At 64.1% G+C, this 17,427-nt stretch carries 14 protein-coding genes; 3 read left to right on the top strand and 11 right to left on the bottom strand.

The features are described 5' to 3' along the window. Nucleotides 1-26: 26 nt before the first annotated feature. Nucleotides 27-1,406: an NAD-dependent malic enzyme gene (locus INT40_RS12290; RefSeq protein WP_193096168.1), complete on the bottom strand. Its 1,380-nt coding sequence runs from the start codon at nt 1,404-1,406 to the stop codon at nt 27-29. A gap of 241 nt (nt 1,407-1,647) precedes the next feature. Between INT40_RS12290 and INT40_RS12285 the strand changes: the two genes are divergently transcribed. Further along, a complete protein-coding gene (locus INT40_RS12285; RefSeq protein WP_101570873.1) occupies nt 1,648-2,433 on the top strand; it encodes an IclR family transcriptional regulator in 786 nt (261 codons plus the stop codon). 224 nt (nt 2,434-2,657) lie between these two features. Here INT40_RS12285 and aceE read toward each other — a convergent pair whose 3' ends face one another. The 4 genes from aceE to uraD form a co-directional block, all read right to left on the bottom strand. Beyond that, nucleotides 2,658-5,429, bottom strand: coding sequence for a pyruvate dehydrogenase (acetyl-transferring), homodimeric type (aceE, locus tag INT40_RS12280; RefSeq protein WP_193096167.1), 2,772 nt, complete (start codon nt 5,427-5,429; stop codon nt 2,658-2,660). Nucleotides 5,430-5,496: 67 nt separating this feature from the next. Then, nucleotides 5,497-6,381, bottom strand: a complete 885-nt coding sequence (pucL, locus tag INT40_RS12275) for a factor-independent urate hydroxylase (protein WP_101570948.1) — start codon at nt 6,379-6,381, stop codon at nt 5,497-5,499. A 194-nt stretch (nt 6,382-6,575) separates the two neighbouring features. Then, on the bottom strand, nt 6,576-6,899 hold the full coding sequence (gene uraH / locus INT40_RS12270; RefSeq protein WP_101570876.1) for a hydroxyisourate hydrolase: 324 nt from the start codon (nt 6,897-6,899) through the stop codon (nt 6,576-6,578). Continuing rightward, on the bottom strand, nt 6,896-7,390 hold the full coding sequence (gene uraD / locus INT40_RS12265; RefSeq protein WP_101570878.1) for a 2-oxo-4-hydroxy-4-carboxy-5-ureidoimidazoline decarboxylase: 495 nt from the start codon (nt 7,388-7,390) through the stop codon (nt 6,896-6,898). The genes uraH and uraD overlap by 4 nt, the downstream gene beginning before the upstream one ends. 250 nt (nt 7,391-7,640) lie before the next feature. Between uraD and INT40_RS12260 the strand changes: the two genes are divergently transcribed. After that, complete coding sequence (locus tag INT40_RS12260; RefSeq protein WP_226831242.1) at nt 7,641-8,840, top strand: glycerate kinase; 1,200 nt, start codon at nt 7,641-7,643, stop codon at nt 8,838-8,840. A gap of 40 nt (nt 8,841-8,880) precedes the next feature. Beyond that, nucleotides 8,881-9,348 carry a thioredoxin-dependent thiol peroxidase gene (gene bcp, locus INT40_RS12255; RefSeq protein ID WP_193096166.1) on the top strand — a complete coding sequence of 156 codons (468 nt, stop codon included), beginning with the start codon at nt 8,881-8,883 and terminating at the stop codon, nt 9,346-9,348. 80 nt (nt 9,349-9,428) lie between these two features. Here the strand turns inward: bcp and INT40_RS12250 are convergent, their stop codons facing one another. The 6 genes from INT40_RS12250 to guaD form a co-directional block, all read right to left on the bottom strand. Then, nucleotides 9,429-10,457: a hypothetical protein gene (locus tag INT40_RS12250; RefSeq protein WP_101570884.1), complete on the bottom strand. Its 1,029-nt coding sequence runs from the start codon at nt 10,455-10,457 to the stop codon at nt 9,429-9,431. A gap of 150 nt (nt 10,458-10,607) precedes the next feature. Continuing rightward, on the bottom strand, nt 10,608-11,987 hold the full coding sequence (allB, locus tag INT40_RS12245; protein ID WP_101570886.1) for an allantoinase AllB: 1,380 nt from the start codon (nt 11,985-11,987) through the stop codon (nt 10,608-10,610). A 237-nt stretch (nt 11,988-12,224) separates the two neighbouring features. Then, nucleotides 12,225-14,030 carry a glyoxylate carboligase gene (gcl, locus tag INT40_RS12240; protein ID WP_193071619.1) on the bottom strand — a complete coding sequence of 602 codons (1,806 nt, stop codon included), beginning with the start codon at nt 14,028-14,030 and terminating at the stop codon, nt 12,225-12,227. 136 nt (nt 14,031-14,166) lie between these two features. Beyond that, nucleotides 14,167-15,054 carry a 2-hydroxy-3-oxopropionate reductase gene (locus INT40_RS12235; RefSeq protein ID WP_101570890.1) on the bottom strand — a complete coding sequence of 296 codons (888 nt, stop codon included), beginning with the start codon at nt 15,052-15,054 and terminating at the stop codon, nt 14,167-14,169. Between the two features lie 46 nt (nt 15,055-15,100). Continuing rightward, on the bottom strand, nt 15,101-15,913 hold the full coding sequence (locus tag INT40_RS12230) for a hydroxypyruvate isomerase family protein (RefSeq protein ID WP_193096165.1): 813 nt from the start codon (nt 15,911-15,913) through the stop codon (nt 15,101-15,103). 195 nt (nt 15,914-16,108) lie between these two features. Beyond that, a complete protein-coding gene (guaD, locus tag INT40_RS12225; RefSeq protein ID WP_101570894.1) occupies nt 16,109-17,395 on the bottom strand; it encodes a guanine deaminase in 1,287 nt (428 codons plus the stop codon). Nucleotides 17,396-17,427: the final 32 nt, after the last annotated feature.

Below are 17,427 nucleotides of genomic sequence, written 5' to 3'. Positions count from 1 at the left end.
TCCTGTTTCAGGAGACCGGTCGCTGTTCAGGAGGAGACGGCTGCGACGGCCTCCGCCACCTTCTTCGCTACCTCGGGGTCGAAGACCGAAGGCACCACGTAGCCCGGGTGGAGTTCGTCCTCTGGGATGCATGAGGCGATGGCGTCCGCTGCGGCGACCATGATGTTCTCGTCGATATCGGTAGCCTCGGCGTCGAGGAGGCCGCGGAAGATGCCCGGGAAGGCCAGCACATTGTTGATCTGGTTCGGGTAGTCGCTGCGCCCGGTGGCCACAACGGCCGCGTATTTGAGCGCCTCCGCGGGGTCGACCTCGGGGTCGGGGTTGGCCATTGCGAAGACGAGCGCGTCCTTGTTCATGGCCTGGATGTCGCTGCCGTCGAGCACGTTCGGGGCGGAGACGCCGATGAACACGTCCGAGCCGGCGACGGCTTCCTTCAGTGTGCCCTCGAAGCCCTGGGGGTTCGTGTTGGCCTGCAGCCACACCTTGTGTTCGGTGTCGACGGTCGAATTCGGTCCGATCGCGCCGTTGCGACCGCAGGCGATGATGTTCTTCGCGCCCGCGACCTGAAGCAGCCGGATGATCGCATTGCCCGCAGCACCGACGCCGGAGACGACGATGCGCTGATCCTCGAGCTTTCGGCCAACGACCTTGAGCGCATTCTTCAGCGCGGCGAGCGTGACGATGCCGGTACCGTGCTGGTCATCGTGGAAGACCGGGATGTCGAGTTCTTCGCGGAGCCTGGCCTCGATCTCGAAGCACCTCGGCGCCGAGATGTCCTCCAGGTTTATTCCGCCGTAGGCCGGAGCGATGGCTTTGCAGATCGAGATGATCTCCTCGGTGTCCTTCGTGTCCAGTGCCACGGGCCAGGCGTCGACGCCTGCGAACTGCTTGAACAGCACTGCTTTGCCCTCCATCACGGGCATCGCGGCTTCGGGTCCGATGTCTCCCAGACCCAGGACCGCGGTGCCGTCGGTGACGACGGCGACGGTATTGCGCTTGATCGTGAGGCGCCGGGCATCGGCCTTGTTCTCCGCGATGGCCATGCACACACGGGCCACGCCCGGTGTGTAGGCACGTGAGAGATCATCACGGTTGCGCAGGGGCACCTTGGGTGCGGATTCGAGTTTGCCGCCGAGGTGGAGCAGGAAAGTCCGATCGGAGACCTTGTGGACCTCGACACCGTCGAGTGCATTGAGCGCATCTGACACCTCATCGGCGTGTGCGACATCGCGAGTATCGGCACTGACATCGATCATCACCGTGTGCGGGGTAGATTCGACGACGTCGAGCGCGGTGATCGCGGCACCGGTCGCTGCGGCGGCGGCCACGAGGGCGGACGTCGATGTCCGACCGACCGCGGTCTCCACCCGAAGAGTGATTGAGTATCCGGGACTGGGAACAGCCATGGGAGTTATCCTCTCTGATAAGTCTTTTCCGTATTACGGATAATATCTTCTGTATAGTGGAAAATCTAGCCAGAATGCCTCTCAGCGGAAACTTTCTTCCATTTGGTGACTAGACTGAGGGACAGTTTCGCTGAGCGATCCCTTGTTCAGCGATCCGCGCTTTCAGCCGGCGGCACTCAGCGTCGAGCCTGTCCGGCATGTACATGAACACGAATCCGATGGACGAGGAAGAGGAACTGGGATGACCAGCAATGATGAGAAGGCCCCCGCGATCCGCCAGACGAAGGGCGGCGTCCAGTCAGTCGAACGCGCCTTCGGGCTCCTCGAGTGCATCGCGAACTCCTCCGGCTCGGCCACGCTGAGCCACATCGCCGCCGAGGTGAGCCTCCCTCTCCCGACGATCCACCGTCTGCTCAACACTCTGGTCAACCTAGGCGTGGTCCGTCAGCTGCCCAACCGCGGCTATGCGCTCGGGCCGGGATTGATCCGCCTCGGCAACCTCGCCGGGTCCCAGCTGGGTGCCATCGCCCGCCCCTATCTGCGCACACTCGTGGACGAACTCGGCGAGTCTGCCAACGTCGCGACCATCGACGGAGACATGGTCGTCTACGTCGATCAGGTCTCCTCACAGCGACAGATGCGCATGTTCACCGAGGTGGGCCGGCGCACGCACATGCACGACACCGGCGTGGGCAAGGCGATCCTCGCTGGCCTCGACACCGAGCAGGTGCGTCACATCGTGACGACCGCCGGGATGCCAACGCCCACGGAGTACAGCATCGGCACCATCAAGGACCTCGAGGCCGAGCTGGTGCGCGTCCGCGACCGCGGGTACTCGATTGATGAGCAGGAGCAGGAACTGGGTGTGCGCTGCTTCGCAATGTCGATCCCCGATGCCCCCGCTCCCCTGGCGATCTCCGTGTCCGGGCCGATCAGCCGCGTCGACCAGGCCTTCGCCGATCGCGCGATCCCACTGCTGCGCTCAGCCGCCGAGGCGATCTCCCAGGACATGCGCGGCACCGCCTGAGCTGGCTGTGGCGCCTGAGCAGCCGGTGTCCCCTGGCCTTCAGGCTGCACCAGCTGCACCGGCTGCATGGTGCCAACACTCGGGTGTTAACTCGAGCTGAGTATTGAAACACGGGTGGCGTGTAGAGAAACGTATGTGCAATCACGTTTCTCTACACGCCACCCGTGTTTCGCCGCTGGCTGCAGTAGCCAGCACCAGCTGCCTAACTGCCAGAGGCAACTATCTCAGGAATCGCCTCCGGCTGAGCCTGAGGTTCCTGCGTTGACCTCGTTCAGGCGGTACTTCTTCGCCGCTTCGACGGGTACGGAGCGGGCAATCTCGCCCCGGTCCGCCAGAAGCTGCAGGGTGCGGACGACCATCGAGTGGGCATCGATCTTGAAATGGCGCCTGGCAGCGGCGCGTGTGTCGGAGAATCCGAACCCGTCGGCTCCCAGTGTCGCGAAGTCCTGGCTGAGGAAGGGTCGGATGAGGTCCGGCTGCGTGGAGTCGAAGTCGCTCGTGGCGACGATCGGCCCTGCCTCGGCGCCCAAACGCTCACGCACATAGGGCGTTCGCGGCTCGGCCTCGAAGTCCTCAAGCTTCTCGGCCTCGCATTTCAAAGCATCGCGGCGCAGTTCGGCCCATGAGGTGACCGACCAGACAGCCGCATCCACACCCCATTCCTGAGCCAGCAGGCCACGGGCCTCAAGCGCCCACGGGACGGCGACTCCCGACGCGAGCAGCTGAGCCTGCGGACGATCGCCCGCCCCAGCCTCGGCGCCGGTGCCGGCCGCTGCACCTGTCCCGGCTTCTGCCACGCGATGGATACCGCGCAGGATCCCGTCGACGTCGACATCCTCGGGTTCGGCCGGCTGAAGCATTGGCTCGTTGTACACGGTCAGGTAGTACATGACGTTGCGGGCGTCATCGCCGAGGTCGTGCTCGCCGTACATGCGGTGCAGGCCATCACGCATGATGTGGCCGATCTCGTATCCGTAGGCCGGGTCGTAGATCCGCACCGCAGGGTTGGTCGCGGCCAACACAGGAGAATGACCATCAGCGTGCTGCAGGCCCTCACCGGTCAGCGTCGTGCGACCGGCTGTGGCGCCGATGATGAACCCGCGGGTCATCTGGTCACCGGCGGCCCAGAAGGCGTCGCCGGTGCGCTGGAAACCGAACATCGAGTAGAAGACGTAGATCGGGATCATCGGCTCACCATGCGTCGAATACGCGGTTCCGGCGGCGGTGAAGCCCGCTGCCGCACCGGCCTCGTTGATGCCGACGTGGAGCAGCTGCCCACTGGTGGCTTCCTTGTAGGAGAGGAAGAGCTCACGGTCCACGGCGAGGTAGTTCTGCCCGTTCGGATTGTAGATCTTCGCAGTCGGGAAGAACGCATCGATGCCGAAGGTCCGTGCCTCATCCGGGATGATGGGCACGATCCGGTTGCCGATGCCTTTCTCGCGCATGAGGTCCTTGAGCAGTCGCACGAAGGCCATCGTGGTCGCAGCCTGCTGCTGGCCAGAGCCCTTCTTCGTCTGCGAGAAGGCCTTGTCGGACACGGCGGGCAGAGTCTTCTTGGAGTTCTCGGGCTTGCGACTGGGCAGAAACCCACCCAGCTTGGACCGCTTCTCCAGCATGTACTGGACTTCCTCAGCGTCGTTGCCCGGATGGTAGTAGGGCACGGCATAGGGATCTTCGTCGATGACCTTATCGGTGATCGGGATGTCCATCCGATCGCGGAAGGCCTTGACGTCGGCAGCGGTGAACTTCTTCATCTGGTGCGTGGCGTTGCGTGACTCGAAGGTCGTGCCCAGGCCATAGCCCTTGACCGTCTGGACGAGGACGACGGTCGGCTTGCCCTTCGTGTTCACGGCCTGCTCGTAGGCGGCGAAGACCTTGTGATAGTCGTGGCCGCCGCGCTTGAGGTTCCAGATGTCATCATCGGACAGATGCTCGACGAGGCCTTTGGTCACCGGTGAGCGGCCGAAGAAGTTGTCGCGGATGAATCCGCCGGATTCGGCCTTGAAGGTCTGGTAGTCACCATCGAGGGTCTCGTTCATGATCCGGACCAGTTCACCGGTGTGATCAGCGTCGAGGAGGGAGTCCCATTCGCGACCCCACAGCACCTTGATGACGTTCCAGCCGGCGCCGGTGAAGACGGCTTCGAGTTCCTGGACGATCTTGCCGTTGCCGCGCACCGGACCATCAAGTCGCTGCAGGTTGCAGTTGATGACGTAGGTGAGGTTGTCGAGACCTTCGTTCGCGGCCAGCTGGAGGGCACCGCGTGATTCCGGCTCGTCCATCTCGCCGTCGCCGAGGAAGGCCCAGACGCGCTGATCGGAGGTGTCCTTGATGCCGCGGTTGTGCAGGTAACGGTTCATCTGCGCCTGGTAGATCGAGTTGATCGGGCCCAAGCCCATCGACACGGTCGGGAACTGCCAGAACTCCGGCATCAGGCGCGGGTGGGGGTATGAGCTCAGCCCGTCGGGGGCCTTCGAAGCCTCCTGCCGGAAGCCGTCGAGCTGCTTTTCGTTCAGACGGTTCTCGAGGAAGGCCCTGGCATACATGCCGGGTGAGGCATGTCCCTGGAAGAAGACCTGGTCGCCCCCGCCGGGGTGGTCCTGGCCGCGGAAGAAATTGTTGAACCCGATCTCGTAGAGGGTGGCGGCACCCGCATAGGTCGAGATGTGGCCGCCGACGGAGATCTCTGGACGCTGGGCTCGGTGGACGAGCATCGCGGCGTTCCAGCGCAGCCATTTGCGGTATTTGCGCTCGAGGCGCTCATCCCCGGGGTACTCGGGTTCCTGATCGGCCGGGATCGTGTTGACGTAGTCCGTGGTCGTGACCTTGGGCTGAGCCACGGAGTTCGAGGCGGCACGTCGACGCAGCGCCTCCATGATCTCGCTGGCACGCAGGGTACCGCGCTGGCTGACGAGCCCTTCCCAGGACTCCAGCCATTCGTCAATCTCTTCGTCACCGGTTCCCCTCGGGATTGCCGAGGTTGTGTCCTGGGTCATAGTCGTCCCTCTCAAACACGTCAGGTCCACGGGAAGGTGCTCCCGTGGACCCGACTATGAAAATTTATCAGCAGAAGCCGGCGATCTGCGCCCAGGCGTCCTTGTTCTCCTCCACACCGTCACGTGTGAAGGTGGCTTCGATCAGCCCGTAGGGCCGATCGGCGACGATGAGCACTTCGTTCGGGTTCTCCAAACCGAAGCGTTCGATGTCGTAGAGGAAATGGTGCTTATTGGGGCAGGAGAACCGGATCTCGTCGATCTCCGGCACAGCGTCGATGACCTTCTCACCCATCTGGTAGAGGGTGTGCTGCAGGGCATGCGAGTAGTGGTCGGTGAACGAGTCGAGGATGATCTCCTTGACCTTTTTGTACACGCCTTCGAAGTCGAGATCCGTTGTGTTGTAGATCCAGCGGGTCGCGATGTCGGTAGCGAGAATGCGGTCGTCGGTCTCCGGCAGGGTCGTGTATTTGTCCTTCGGGTAGCCGACGAAACCTGATTCGGTGGTTTTGAGCACGGTGAGCCCGTAGAAGCCGGAGATCAGGGTGGTCGTGTCGCTGTCGCGGGTTAGGACCGCGGTCCGGGTTTCGGGTGCGGACTTGTAGAACGAGTGGTTGTGATCGTTGATGCGCGACCAGCCGTATTCCTCTGCCGCCCAACGCCCACCGGTGACCCAGTCGAAGCTGGAGGTGAAGTGCTCGCCGAGGCCGAGGAGGAACTGTTCGGGTGAGCTCACTCCGAGTTCCTTGGCTTTGGCGAAGACCGTATTCTTCTGGGTGTCGGTGGCGACGACGTGCTCGTTGTTGCCCTCGGTGTGGGCGGTCTCGAAGTCGCCCCACAGCTGTGAGGTGACGTTGAGGTCGCGGATCTCGTGACGTTCGGAGTCACGGTAGACCCTCATCAAACGGTTCTCCGCCTTGCCGTACTGGTTCGTTGTCAGTTTCACCTTGCTCATCTTCTTGCTCCTGTTGCTGAAACCAGCGACCGCGCCGCGCTCGTAGCCGAGTGCAGCATGGTCTCTGTGACCAATTGATTTGCGAGATTGCCGGACGACTCGTCCTGCGAACTTCGGCGGTTTGTTGAGGATCTTCATCCCGCAGGGGGCCTGCTTCCCCTGGTGCTTGTGGGTGGTGCTGCCCGCTCAGCTTCTCAGCTTCCCCGGTAGGTGCTGTACGCGAACGGGCTCAGCAACAATGGTATGTGATAGTGCGCTTCACCGGCTTTGACCGTGAAGTCGATCGTCACCTGAGGATGGAAATGATCTTGCCCCTGGGTCTCGAAATAGGCGCCGGTACCGAATACGATCCGATAATCCCCGGCGCCGAGGTGGTCCGGTCCGAATTCCGAGACACGACCGTTTCCGTCCGTGCGGGCGTTCGCAATCACCTCGGCGCCGGAATACAGCGTGACCTCAAGGTCGGCGGCAGGGGTACCGAGCGTGGAGTCGAGAGCGTGGGCGGAGATGAAGCTCATACGAGGAGTCCTTCGAGTCTGAGTGCGGCGATCTGGATCAGCTGCTCGCCGACCTCGGCGAGTTCGTCGGCGGCGGTGTTGGCCATGCGGCGGTTGAGTTCCCCGAGGATCTCCTCGGGGTCTCGACCGGCGGCGCGGATGAGGAAGACACGGTCGAAGCGCTCTTCGTAGGCGGCATTGCCTGCTGCGAGTCGCTTCTGTACGTCTCCGCCGAGGGCACCCAGACCCGCCTGTTCGCGGGAGGAATGAGCCGCCTCGGCGCCGGAGCCCTTGGATTTCTCACCGATCCGGGGATGGTGGGACATGGCCTGGTTGATCTCATCATCAGACAGTGGATTCGCGCTGGTGCGGGCGGCTTCGACCGCGGACTCGGCATCGGGATACGGCCTGGCCTCGACGACTCCGTCGATCCACCGATCCACGTCGAGACACGGGCGCAATGCCGTGCGGGCGTCGTCGGCAGGGAGCCGATTGAACTCGTTCAGGTCCACACTGACCTCCTAGACATCGAGATCTGAAGCCTTATGTAAGGCGTTTCACATCTCGGAAGTATATTTCCATTTAACTGGTTCGAGTTTGGCCCGAGGGGTTCTCGATGTCAAATCTCGACCGACGACGTGGAGTGGGAATTTGGAAAACTTCTTCCGCAGAGTGGATAATGGATGAGCGTGCAGTGACAACGGCCCGTCCGACTGCCGAACGCTCTCCGCCGATATCACGACAATGAGGTTGAATGACGTCATGAGCAGGGAAACCCCGACGATCGTCTGCGCCCCCGATTCCTTCAAGGGCTCCGCCAGCGCCCCCGCAGCCGCCGCCGCCCTGGCTCGCGGTGCCCGCCAAGTGTTCCCCGAGTCGCAGATCACCGACCTGCCCTTCGCCGACGGGGGCGAGGGAACCCTCGACGCGCTGCTCGCCGTGTGGGGCACCCCGGCTCGCTCGGTCGACATCGTCGATGCCCTGGGACGGCCCGCAACTGCCCTGTTCGGCATCTCCGCCGATGGGAAGACCGCTGTCATCGAGGCCGCTCAGGCCAATGGCCTCCCGCAGGTCTCCGACGTTGCCCTCCAGCCTGAACGCGCCGACACCTACGGCGTCGGACTCATTGCCGCCCATGCCCTTGACCAGGGGGTCGAGGAGATTCTGCTGTGCATCGGCGGATCAGCGAGCACCGACGGCGGAGTCGGCATCGCCTCCGCTCTGGGCGCCGCCTTCACCGACTCCGCGGGCTCACCGATTGCGCCTGGCGGCGGAGGGCTTACGTCCCTGACTGCAATCGATGGCTCGGGCCTTGATCCGCGTGCCCGCGAGGTGCGCTGGCGCATCGCCGTCGACGTCGACAATCCACTCACGGGACCTCGCGGTGCCGCGGCAGTCTTCGGCCCCCAGAAAGGTGCCGATGCCGCGTCTGTATCCGTCCTCGACTCCGGCCTGGCCCACCTCGCCGAGGTGCTCGCCGGCTCTGAATCGGAGGCCTCGTCCTTGGCACTGACGCCCGGCTTCGGTGCCGCGGGCGGAATTCCTTTGGCGCTGACGACCCTGTTGGGCGCCGAGGTGGTGCCCGGGTCGACGATGGTCGCCGAGGCGGTAGGCCTGACCGAGGCCCTGGCGAAGGCCGATATCGTGCTCACAGGTGAGGGCTCTTTCGATTCCCAGTCCCTCGGAGGGAAGGTCGTTGCGGCAGTACGAGACCACGCCCCCGCCTCGGCGAGGATCATCGTCGTCGCCGGACGCGTCGCGCTCAGCCCCGCCGAATGCCGGGAAGCGGGCATCACCGCCGCACTGTCCATCGCACCTGGCCCGGCCGAGCTCGCTGAGCTCTCCGACCACGCCGAAGAGCTCATCGAAGCCACCGCCGCCCACGCATGCGCCCTCGTCCACGCCGGCGCGGGCGTCGCGGGCGCGGGCGCTATGGGCGTCACGGGCGCGCGACAGAACTGACCACCAGCACCAGCAGTCACCTACGAAAGGACACATCATCATGAGTGCACAGCTCGAAGTCGGACAAAACGCACCGGACTTCTCCCTGACCGACGCCAAAGGCAAGACCTACTCGAAGGCGGATTTCGCCGGGCAGAAGGTCATCCTCTACTTCTACCCTAAGGCCGCAACGCCTGGCTGCACGACCGAAGCCTGCGATTTCCGCGACAACCTCTCATCGCTGACCGGTGCCGGATTCCAGGTGCTCGGAGTCTCTCCCGATGACGCCGAAGCACTGCAGGCTTTCACGGACGACCAGCACCTGACCTTCCCGCTGCTCTCGGATCCGGGGGCAGCGCTGGCGAAGACCTACGGGTCGTTCGGTGAGAAGACCGTGGGCGGCAACACCTTCGAAGGCACCCTGCGCTCGACATTCGTCATCGCCGAAGACGGCACGCTCTCCGACGTCGAATACAACGTCGACGCCGAGGGCCACGTCGCCCGTCTCCGCGAGAAGCTCGGCGCCTGAGGCACAGCCTCTTCGACTAAACCTCCCTGACGTCACTAAATGCCCCCGGCGCCGGGCGCATTTAGTGACGTCAGGGAGGTTTACCGTGCAATGACGCGCTCAGAAATCACCCGTTTGACGTCTTCGAATGGCCCTGCGAGGAAAAGCTGTTTCCACGTCAGGTGAATCACCCTGTAGCCAAGAGCCGAAAGCTGGGCGTCACGGCTCTTCTCGTTCTCAAGCGCCTGTCGTGGAGTTCCTGGGCCCATGGAATACTTCGCCAAGCCGTCTACTTCAACAACGACTTTCGATGGTTGGTGACAGAAGTCGACCCGGGCGAATACGCGCCCGAACCTGTCCCTGAACTCGACCTGGGGCACGAAACCGCGAATGCCGTGTTCGAAGAAGCGTGCCGCGGCCACCGATTCTGCGGGAGATTCGCGAAGGGCATCCGCAAGGCCCAGCGCACACCTCGCTCGCCGCTGTGCACGGGCACCGTCGCACTCAACCAGAACTTCTCGGATAGCCTCCACCGACGTCCACTCCAGACGTAGAGCATGATCGATCATCGACACCGTGGTGGCGAGATCATAGGTCAAAGCAACATCAACGAGAGTTCGTTCAAGCGTGGTCACACGGTAGATCCCCACCGTTACCCAGCCACTGTGGGGCAAAGTGGTGTTGCGCACTCGTAGGTGGCGATGTTTACGTGAAGCGCCCGGCCTGATGACCTCAACCCTGCGATCCGGCAGAGTTACTGTCGGCAGACCATGGATCAGAGCGGCAGACAGATGTGAGAAGACTTCCCGCCCTCGGACCGAGGGCCTGACTGACTCCTGCTCATTCACTTTCTCCGCTCGCGCACGGATGAGCGCCTTGAGATTCTGTTCGGCATCCCGGCGGTCATTGAACAACTCGAACTCTTCAGCGTGCCCCTCATCCACGGCAGCCCAGACGCACTGATGCGCAGGGTTGTCACATATACGCTCGACGGCGTATCGGCCGCGAGCAATCCGCCGGAGACAGCAACGTTCGGCGCGCGCCAGTTCTCGCTTGCTGAAGCCTGAACGCAACAATCGCGCCGTAGTCATAATAGAGTACATAAAGCAGATAATGACAACAAATCGCATCAAACGCCACACTATGAGCAATATTGTGGATAACCCTGTGGATTACGTAATCGAAGTTCCGGCGCACACACTAAACCTCCCTGACGTCACTAACTACGCGCGGCGCCGGGCGCAATTAGTGACGTCAGGGAGGTTTAGGCGACCTGAGGGTCAGCGGGCGCGCAGCAGGCGGCCCTGAGGCTCGTCGAAGTTGACCGGGGCGCCGCGGAGGATGGTCTGCTTGACCGCACCGCGGACGGCACGCGTGTCGTAGGCGCTGATCTGGTTCCGGTGGTAGAGCTCCGTGGCATGAACGGTCCACTCTTCTTCGGGGGCGAAGACCGCGAAGTCTGCGTCGTTGCCGAGGGCGATCGCACCCTTGTCCTGTACTCCGGCGACCGCGGCGGGTGCCGAGGACATCCAGGCCACCACCTCGGCGAGGTCGATCCCGCGCCTGGCGGCCTCGGTCCACACCAGCGAGAGACCCAGCTGCAGGGAGGAGATTCCACCCCAGGCCGCACCGAAGTCACCGGTGTCGAGGAGCTTCAGCTCGGCAGTCGAGGGCGAATGATCGGAGACTATGCAGTCGATCGTGCCGTCGACGAGCCCCTGCCACAGAGCCTCACGGTTGGATTCCTCGCGAATCGGCGGGCAGCACTTATGTGTAGTTGCGCCGTCGGGGATCTCCTCTGAAGTGAACACGAGGTAGTGGGGGCAGGTCTCGACCGTGAGCTTCACGCCCTCGGCCTTGGCCTTGGCAATCTGCGGCAGCGCGTCGGCCGAGGACAGGTGCAGAATGTGGGCGCGGGCGCCGGTCTCCCTCGCCGCTTCGATGACGCGAGCGATCGCGACGTTCTCGGCCTCACGCGGACGGGAGGCGAGGAAGTCGCTGAACTTGCGGCCGGAGTTCTTCGGCGCCTCGGCCATGACCGAATGATCCTCGGCGTGGACGATGAGCAGACCGTCGTATTTCGCGAGCTCCGCCAGATCGGCGCGCAGCTCCTCGGGCTTCAGCGGCGGGAACTCATCGACGCCCGAGTCCTCGAGGAAACACTTGAAGCCGTAGACGCCGGCATCGAAGAGAGGCTTGAGGTCACTGGTGTTGCCGGGGATCGCTCCGCCCCAGAAGCCGACGTCGATGAAGGCCTTGGGCCCTGCGACCTCGCGCTTGATGTCCAAGGATTCGACATTGACGGTCGGTGGCAGGGAGTTCAGCGGCATGTCCACGATCGTCGTCACTCCTCCGGCTGCCGCTGCCCGGGTGGCGCTGGCGAAGCCCTCCCATTCGCTGCGGCCCGGGTCGTTGACGTGCACGTGGGAATCGACGAGGCCAGGCAGCAGCACCTGGTCGTCGCCGAGTTCGACGACCTTCGCATTCGCCGAGGTGGTCCCGCTCAGCACCGTGCCCCCGGTGGCGATCTCGATAATCCTGCCCTCGCGCACTCCGACTTCAGCAGCGCTCTGGCCCTCGGGCAGAACCGCCCGCTGTGCTCGGATGACCAGATCGAAGGCCTGGTCGGTAGCCTGTGTTCCGGCGTCGTCGACGTTCATACACTCTCCTCATTCACTCAGCCGAGACGGCCGAGGTGGTTCACCCAGCCAGGACGGCCGAGCCATTTCACCCGGCAGTGCCAGCCGGGCAGTTGTCCTCGGCAGCTGCGCCGAGCATGTCATACAAGTCCCCGAGGGCTCGGACTCGTGCATCCGACCCCCTCGGGGCCATGGTATACCAATTGTGACGTGGCCGACGTCGAAGCAGGCTGGCACAGCCTGCTGACCGCCGATCCCCTACTTCGCAGCGGCCAGCTCGCTCATCGGCGTCAGCGCCGTGGGGGCATCGGCCGGGGTCTGAGCGAGGACGTCGAACTCATTGATGCTGTCCAGCGCCGCACCCATGGAGATGTTCGTGACGCGTTCGAGGATGACCTCGACGACCACGGGGACCTGGTGTTCGTCCATGAGTTCCTTCGCCACCCGCAGACCCTCGCCGATGAGCTCGGGATCCTCGACGCGCAGCGCCTTGCACCCCAGCCCCTGCGCCACGGCCACATGGTCGACGCCGTAGCTGGCGGCTTCACCTGAGGAGTTGATGTTGTCGAAGGCCAACGACACCTCGAAGTCCATGTCGAAACCGCGCTGTGACTGCCGAATCAGGCCCAGGTAGGAGTTGTTGACGACGACGTGCAGGTACGGGATCTTGTGCTGTGCGCCGACGGCCAGCTCCTCGATCATGAACTGGAAGTCGTAGTCACCGGACAGGGCGACGACCGTCTCCTCCGGTTTGGCCTTCGCCACACCCAGCGCAGCGGGTCCTGTCCAGCCCAAGGGGCCGGCCTGACCTGCGTTGATCCAGTGGCGAGGCTTGTAGACGTGGAGCATCTGTGCACCGGCGATCTGGCTCAGCCCGATCGTCGACACATAGGTCACGTCCTCATCGAACGCAGCGTTCATCTCCTGATAGACCCGCTGGGGCTTGATCGGCATATCCGTGTAGTTGGTCTTGCGGTGCTCGGTGGACTTGCGCTCCGTGCATTCGCCGGCCCAGCCGGTGAAGTCCGGCAGCGCGCCAGCGCCCGTGCCCTCGGCCCGCCCGTGAGCGGCAGCCAGCAGTGCGTCGAGCGCGGCCCCTGCGTCGGAGACGACGCCGTAGTCGGGTGAGAAGACGCGTCCGATCTGTGTGGGTTCGATATCGATGTGGACGAATTTGCGTCCCTCACGGTAGACGCCGAGGTCACCGGTGTGACGGTTGGCCCAGCGGTTGCCGATGCCAATGACCAGATCGGATTCCAGGAATGAGGCGTTGCCGTAGCGCACGTGTGTCTGGATGCCGACCATGCCCGCCTGCAGCGGGTGGTTGTCCGGGATCGTGCCCCATCCCATCAGCGTCGGTGAGACCGGGATCGAGGTCGCCTCGGCGAATTCGACGAGCTTGTCCGCGGCATCGGCGTTGAGGATTCCGCCGCCGGCGATGATGAGCGGGTGCTTGGCCGCTGCGATGAGGTCGAGGACCTTCTCCGCCTGAGCCGAGGTGGCCGCTGGCTTCGAGGGCACCAAGGGTTCGTAGGTGTCGATGTCGAAGTCGATCTCGGTCTGCTGGACGTCGATCGGCAGGTCGATGAGGACCGGGCCGGGCCGGGCCGAGCGCATGAGCTGGAAGGCCGACTGGAAGACGCCGGGCACCTGTCCCGCTTCGAGCACGGTCTTGGCCATCTTGGTCACGGGCTTCGCGATGGAGGCGATGTCTACGGCCTGGAAGTCCTCTTTGTCGAGGACCGCGACGGGTGCCTGTCCGGTGATACACAGGATGGGCTGTGAGTCCGCTGCCGCGGCGTAGAGGCCGGTGATCATGTCTGTACCGGCAGGCCCCGAGGTGCCCAGGCAGATGCCGATGTTCCCTGCCGCTGCCCGCGTGTACCCGTCGGCCATATGGGAGGCCCCTTCGACGTGGCGAGCCAGGGTGTGGCGAATTCCGCCGTGGGCCTTCATCGCTGAGTACAGCGGGTTGATGGCCGCGCCCGGCAGGCCGAATGCCTCCGTGGCGCCTTCCTTTTCGAGGATGAGCACCACCGCGTCAACTGCGCGCATACGTGTCATTGTTCTTCCTTCGCTTCAGCGGCCCACGTTCGAGCGGACCGGGTTCGGTGGCCCGCAATGGGCCGAGTTGGATGAGCCGGCGACGACGCTGTCGCCGGCCCGGTTCGTGGTGGAATGAAGCCGCCGAGGTGGCGCTTCAGTCCTGGTTCTTACCGGAGAGCTGCTCGACGACGGTGAAGAGCCCCGAGTGGTCGAGTCCGCCGTTGCCCTGCTGGACGGTCGAGGCGACGAGCTGGGCGACGGCGGATCCGAGGGGGATCGCGACTCCGGCCTCGCGGGCGGCGGCGGTGACGATGCCCATGTCCTTGTGGTGCAGCGCCAGCCGGAAGCCGGGCTCGAAGGAGCGGTCGAGCATCTTCTGGCCCTTCTGATCAAGGACCTTCGATCCGGCCAATCCGCCGCCGAGGACCTGCAGCGCCGAGGTGGTCTCGACTCCATAGGCTTCGAGGAAGACGACGGCCTCGGCCAGGAGTTCGATGTTGCCGGCGACGATGAGCTGGTTCGCGGCCTTCACGGTCTGCCCCGAGCCCGAGGGGCCGACGAGCACGATGGTCTTGCCGACGGCGTCGAAGACATCGGAGACGGCATCGAAGTCGGCCTGTTCGCCGCCGACCATGATCGACAGGGCACCGTTGACCGCTCCCGCTTCGCCGCCGGAGACCGGTGCGTCGAGGGGCTTGAGGCCCTTCTCTGCGGCCTGGGCGGAGAGGTTCTTCGCAACGTCAGGGCGGATGGTCGAGTTATCGATCCAGTAGGCGCCGGACTTGGCATGGGCGAGGATGCCTTCCTCACCGGTCAGCACGTCTTCGACGTCTGGGGAATCGGGAACCATGGTGATGATGACATCGGCACCGTCGACCGCCTCGGCAATGGTGCCTGCGGCCTGCCCGCCTGCCTTCGCGAGTTCCGCGGCCTTCTCAGGTGAGCGGTTGTAGCCGCGGACGGTGAAGCCGGCGCTGACGAGATTCTTGGCCATCGGCAGGCCCATGATTCCGAGTCCGATGAATGCGATTGTCTTGCTCATGTTCGTGTCCTATCTACGATGTCGATGAAAGTTGGTGAGGGCAGGTTCAGTTCGCGAGCCACTGAAATGCGGTGGTCCGGTCCTGCTTGTATTCGAGGGCGACCTGGCCGGTGTAGCCGAGTTCGTAGGAGCGGTTGATCCAGTCCTGCAGCGGCAGTTCGCCCGTTCCTGGTGCTCCGCGGCCGGCGGCATCGGCGATCTGGATGTGCCCGAACTTCGCGGCGTCGGCCTCGATGACAGCGGCCACGTCATCGCCGTTGATCGACATGTGGAAGAAGTCGGCGAGGACGGCGACGTTGACCACACCCTGGGCCCGGACCTTCTGAACCACGTCGGCGGCGTCGGATGCGCGCTTGAGCGGATAATCCTCTGCCCCTGAGACGGGCTCGACGAGCACGGTGCCCTCGATGGCGGCGACGGCGTCGGCGGCGAGTTTGAGGTTCTCGATGGCGACCTCGTCCTGCTCCTCAGGCGTCTGGCCTTCGGTGCGCAGGCCGTAGAGGGCGTTGAAGGCGCGGCAGCCGGTGCGGCGTCCGATCTCGACGACAATGTCGACGTTGGCTGCGAAGTCCGCCTCGGCGCCCTTGATAGAGACCATGCCGCGATCACCTCCGGCCATGTTCCCGGCCCAGAAGTTCAGACCCTTGAGTTCGACGCCTGCGTTGTCGAGTGAGGCGATGAACTCATCGACCTCCGCCGAGGTGGGGGTCGGGTTGCCGTCGAAGGGCCACCAGAATTCGACCTGGTTGAACCCGGCGTCCTTCGCCGCCTGGGCGCGCTCCATCACGGGCAGCTCGGTGAGCAGGGTGGAGCAGTTGAGGATGTAGCTGTCGGCATTGGTGAAATCGAAGTTCGTCATGGGGTTCTCCTTCGCGTCGCTGCGAGTACGGATTCTCTGTTTTCCGTATTGTGGAATTGTGTTTCCGTTTGATGAAATCAAGCATAAGCAGGCGGCTAGTGGATCGTCAACCCCGCGACGAAAAGAACCCTCCGGGCGCTGAGCAACCTTTAGCGGGGTTGCCCAGCACCCGGAGGGTGGCTGAGAAGTGAAAGGTCAGCCCTTGACGGGCTCTCCATCGACCCACACACGGGCGATGTCGGCTGGGGTTCCCATGGCGAAGATCTTCGCCAGGGCGTCCTCGTCGCTGCTTGCGTGCTCAAGTCCCACGGCCAGGGGCTGACCTTCTGCTGGCGCGATATAGGCGGCGTCGAAGCGCTTGCCCACGGACAGATCGCCCACCTCATCCGACAGCTCGAGGGCCTGTGCTCCGGCCGCGGTGGCCAGGTGCAGCAGGTGCGCAGAGGTCAGCGGCAGCCCGCCGGAGGGGTCGAGCTGCTGCATGAAGTAGGCCTGCACGCCCTCCTTGAGCAGGGAGAAGCCCGTTCCCGCGCCCACGTCGGAGCCGAGCGCAACGCGGACTCCGGTTTCGATGTGTCTGCGCAGCGGGAAGAAGCCGCTGGCCAGGTTCGAATTCGAGGTCGGACAGTGCGCCGAGGCGGCCCCGACCTCTGCCATGCGGGCCAGTTCGCGATCACTCGGGTGCACATTGTGGGCCAGGATCGTCCGTCGGTTCAGCAGTCCCGCCCGGTCGTAGGTGTCGAGGTAGTCCAGGGCTTCGGGGAACATCTCGGCGACACCGGCGACCTCGTCGCGGTTCTCGTTCAGGTGAGAGGTCACCCAGATGCCCGGGTTGTCAGCCACCAGCTGCCCTCCGGCGGCCAGCAGCTCCTGTCCGGCGGAAAAGGAGAAGCGCGGCGTGACCGCGTATCGCAGGCGGCCTTGGCCATGCCAGCGGTCGATGAGGCCCTGGCTCTCCGACACGGATTTCTCCACGCTCGTCAGCAGCGGTTCCGGGAGGATCCGGTCGCTGGTGACCAGGCCCGATGTGATCCGCAGACCCACCTCGGCGGCCTGGGAGAAGAAGGTGTCCATGGCGCTGGCGAAATGCGAACCGAAGACCATCGCCGAGGTGGTCCCCGCCGAGGTCAGCCCGGTGAGGAAATCACCGGCCACGGCCGAGGCATAGGCCTCGTCACCGAGCTTCGTCTCCTCGGGCAGGGCGCAGTGGTCGAGCCAGTCGAGCAGGGGCATGCCGAGGTAGCCGATGGCGCGGACCTGCGGGTAGTGGACGTGGGTGTCGATGAGGCCGGGAATGAGGACACCGGCACGGAGGTCGACCACCTCGGCGTCGGAATGTTTGGCCGCAGCTGCGGCGAAGTCGGTGCGGGCGATGATCTGTCCGTCATCGACGACGATGGCGACGTCTGAGTCCGAGCGCAGGGCGCCGCCGGCAAAGGGGTCGCTCGGTGTGTCGAAGACACGGGCACGATAGATGAACATGGTGGTGCTCCTTGAAGAATGAAGTGTGGTCT

It is taken from the genome of Brevibacterium sp. FME17 (assembly GCF_014897515.1).
Taxonomy (GTDB): domain Bacteria; phylum Actinomycetota; class Actinomycetes; order Actinomycetales; family Brevibacteriaceae; genus Brevibacterium.
Note: the sequence above shows the minus strand (reverse complement) of the source record. Positions and strands in the feature narration are given on the sequence as shown.

Excerpts from the sequence above, each read along its gene's own strand:
- bcp (WP_193096166.1), top strand. The coding sequence starts at position 8,881 with ATGAGTGCACAGCTCGAAGTCGGACAAAACGCACCGGACTTCTCCCTG.
- INT40_RS12285 (WP_101570873.1), top strand. The coding sequence starts at position 1,648 with ATGACCAGCAATGATGAGAAGGCCCCCGCGATCCGCCAGACGAAGGGC.
- pucL (WP_101570948.1), bottom strand. The coding sequence starts at position 6,381 with ATGAGCAAGGTGAAACTGACAACGAACCAGTACGGCAAGGCGGAGAAC.
- INT40_RS12230 (WP_193096165.1), bottom strand. The coding sequence starts at position 15,913 with ATGACGAACTTCGATTTCACCAATGCCGACAGCTACATCCTCAACTGC.
- allB (WP_101570886.1), bottom strand. The coding sequence starts at position 11,987 with ATGAACGTCGACGACGCCGGAACACAGGCTACCGACCAGGCCTTCGAT.
- guaD (WP_101570894.1), bottom strand. The coding sequence starts at position 17,395 with ATGTTCATCTATCGTGCCCGTGTCTTCGACACACCGAGCGACCCCTTT.
- INT40_RS12235 (WP_101570890.1), bottom strand. The coding sequence starts at position 15,054 with ATGAGCAAGACAATCGCATTCATCGGACTCGGAATCATGGGCCTGCCG.
- gcl (WP_193071619.1), bottom strand. The coding sequence starts at position 14,030 with ATGACACGTATGCGCGCAGTTGACGCGGTGGTGCTCATCCTCGAAAAG.
- uraH (WP_101570876.1), bottom strand. The coding sequence starts at position 6,899 with ATGAGCTTCATCTCCGCCCACGCTCTCGACTCCACGCTCGGTACCCCT.
- INT40_RS12290 (WP_193096168.1), bottom strand. The coding sequence starts at position 1,406 with ATGGCTGTTCCCAGTCCCGGATACTCAATCACTCTTCGGGTGGAGACC.
- INT40_RS12260 (WP_226831242.1), top strand. The coding sequence starts at position 7,641 with ATGAGCAGGGAAACCCCGACGATCGTCTGCGCCCCCGATTCCTTCAAG.
- INT40_RS12250 (WP_101570884.1), bottom strand. The coding sequence starts at position 10,457 with ATGCGATTTGTTGTCATTATCTGCTTTATGTACTCTATTATGACTACG.
- aceE (WP_193096167.1), bottom strand. The coding sequence starts at position 5,429 with ATGACCCAGGACACAACCTCGGCAATCCCGAGGGGAACCGGTGACGAA.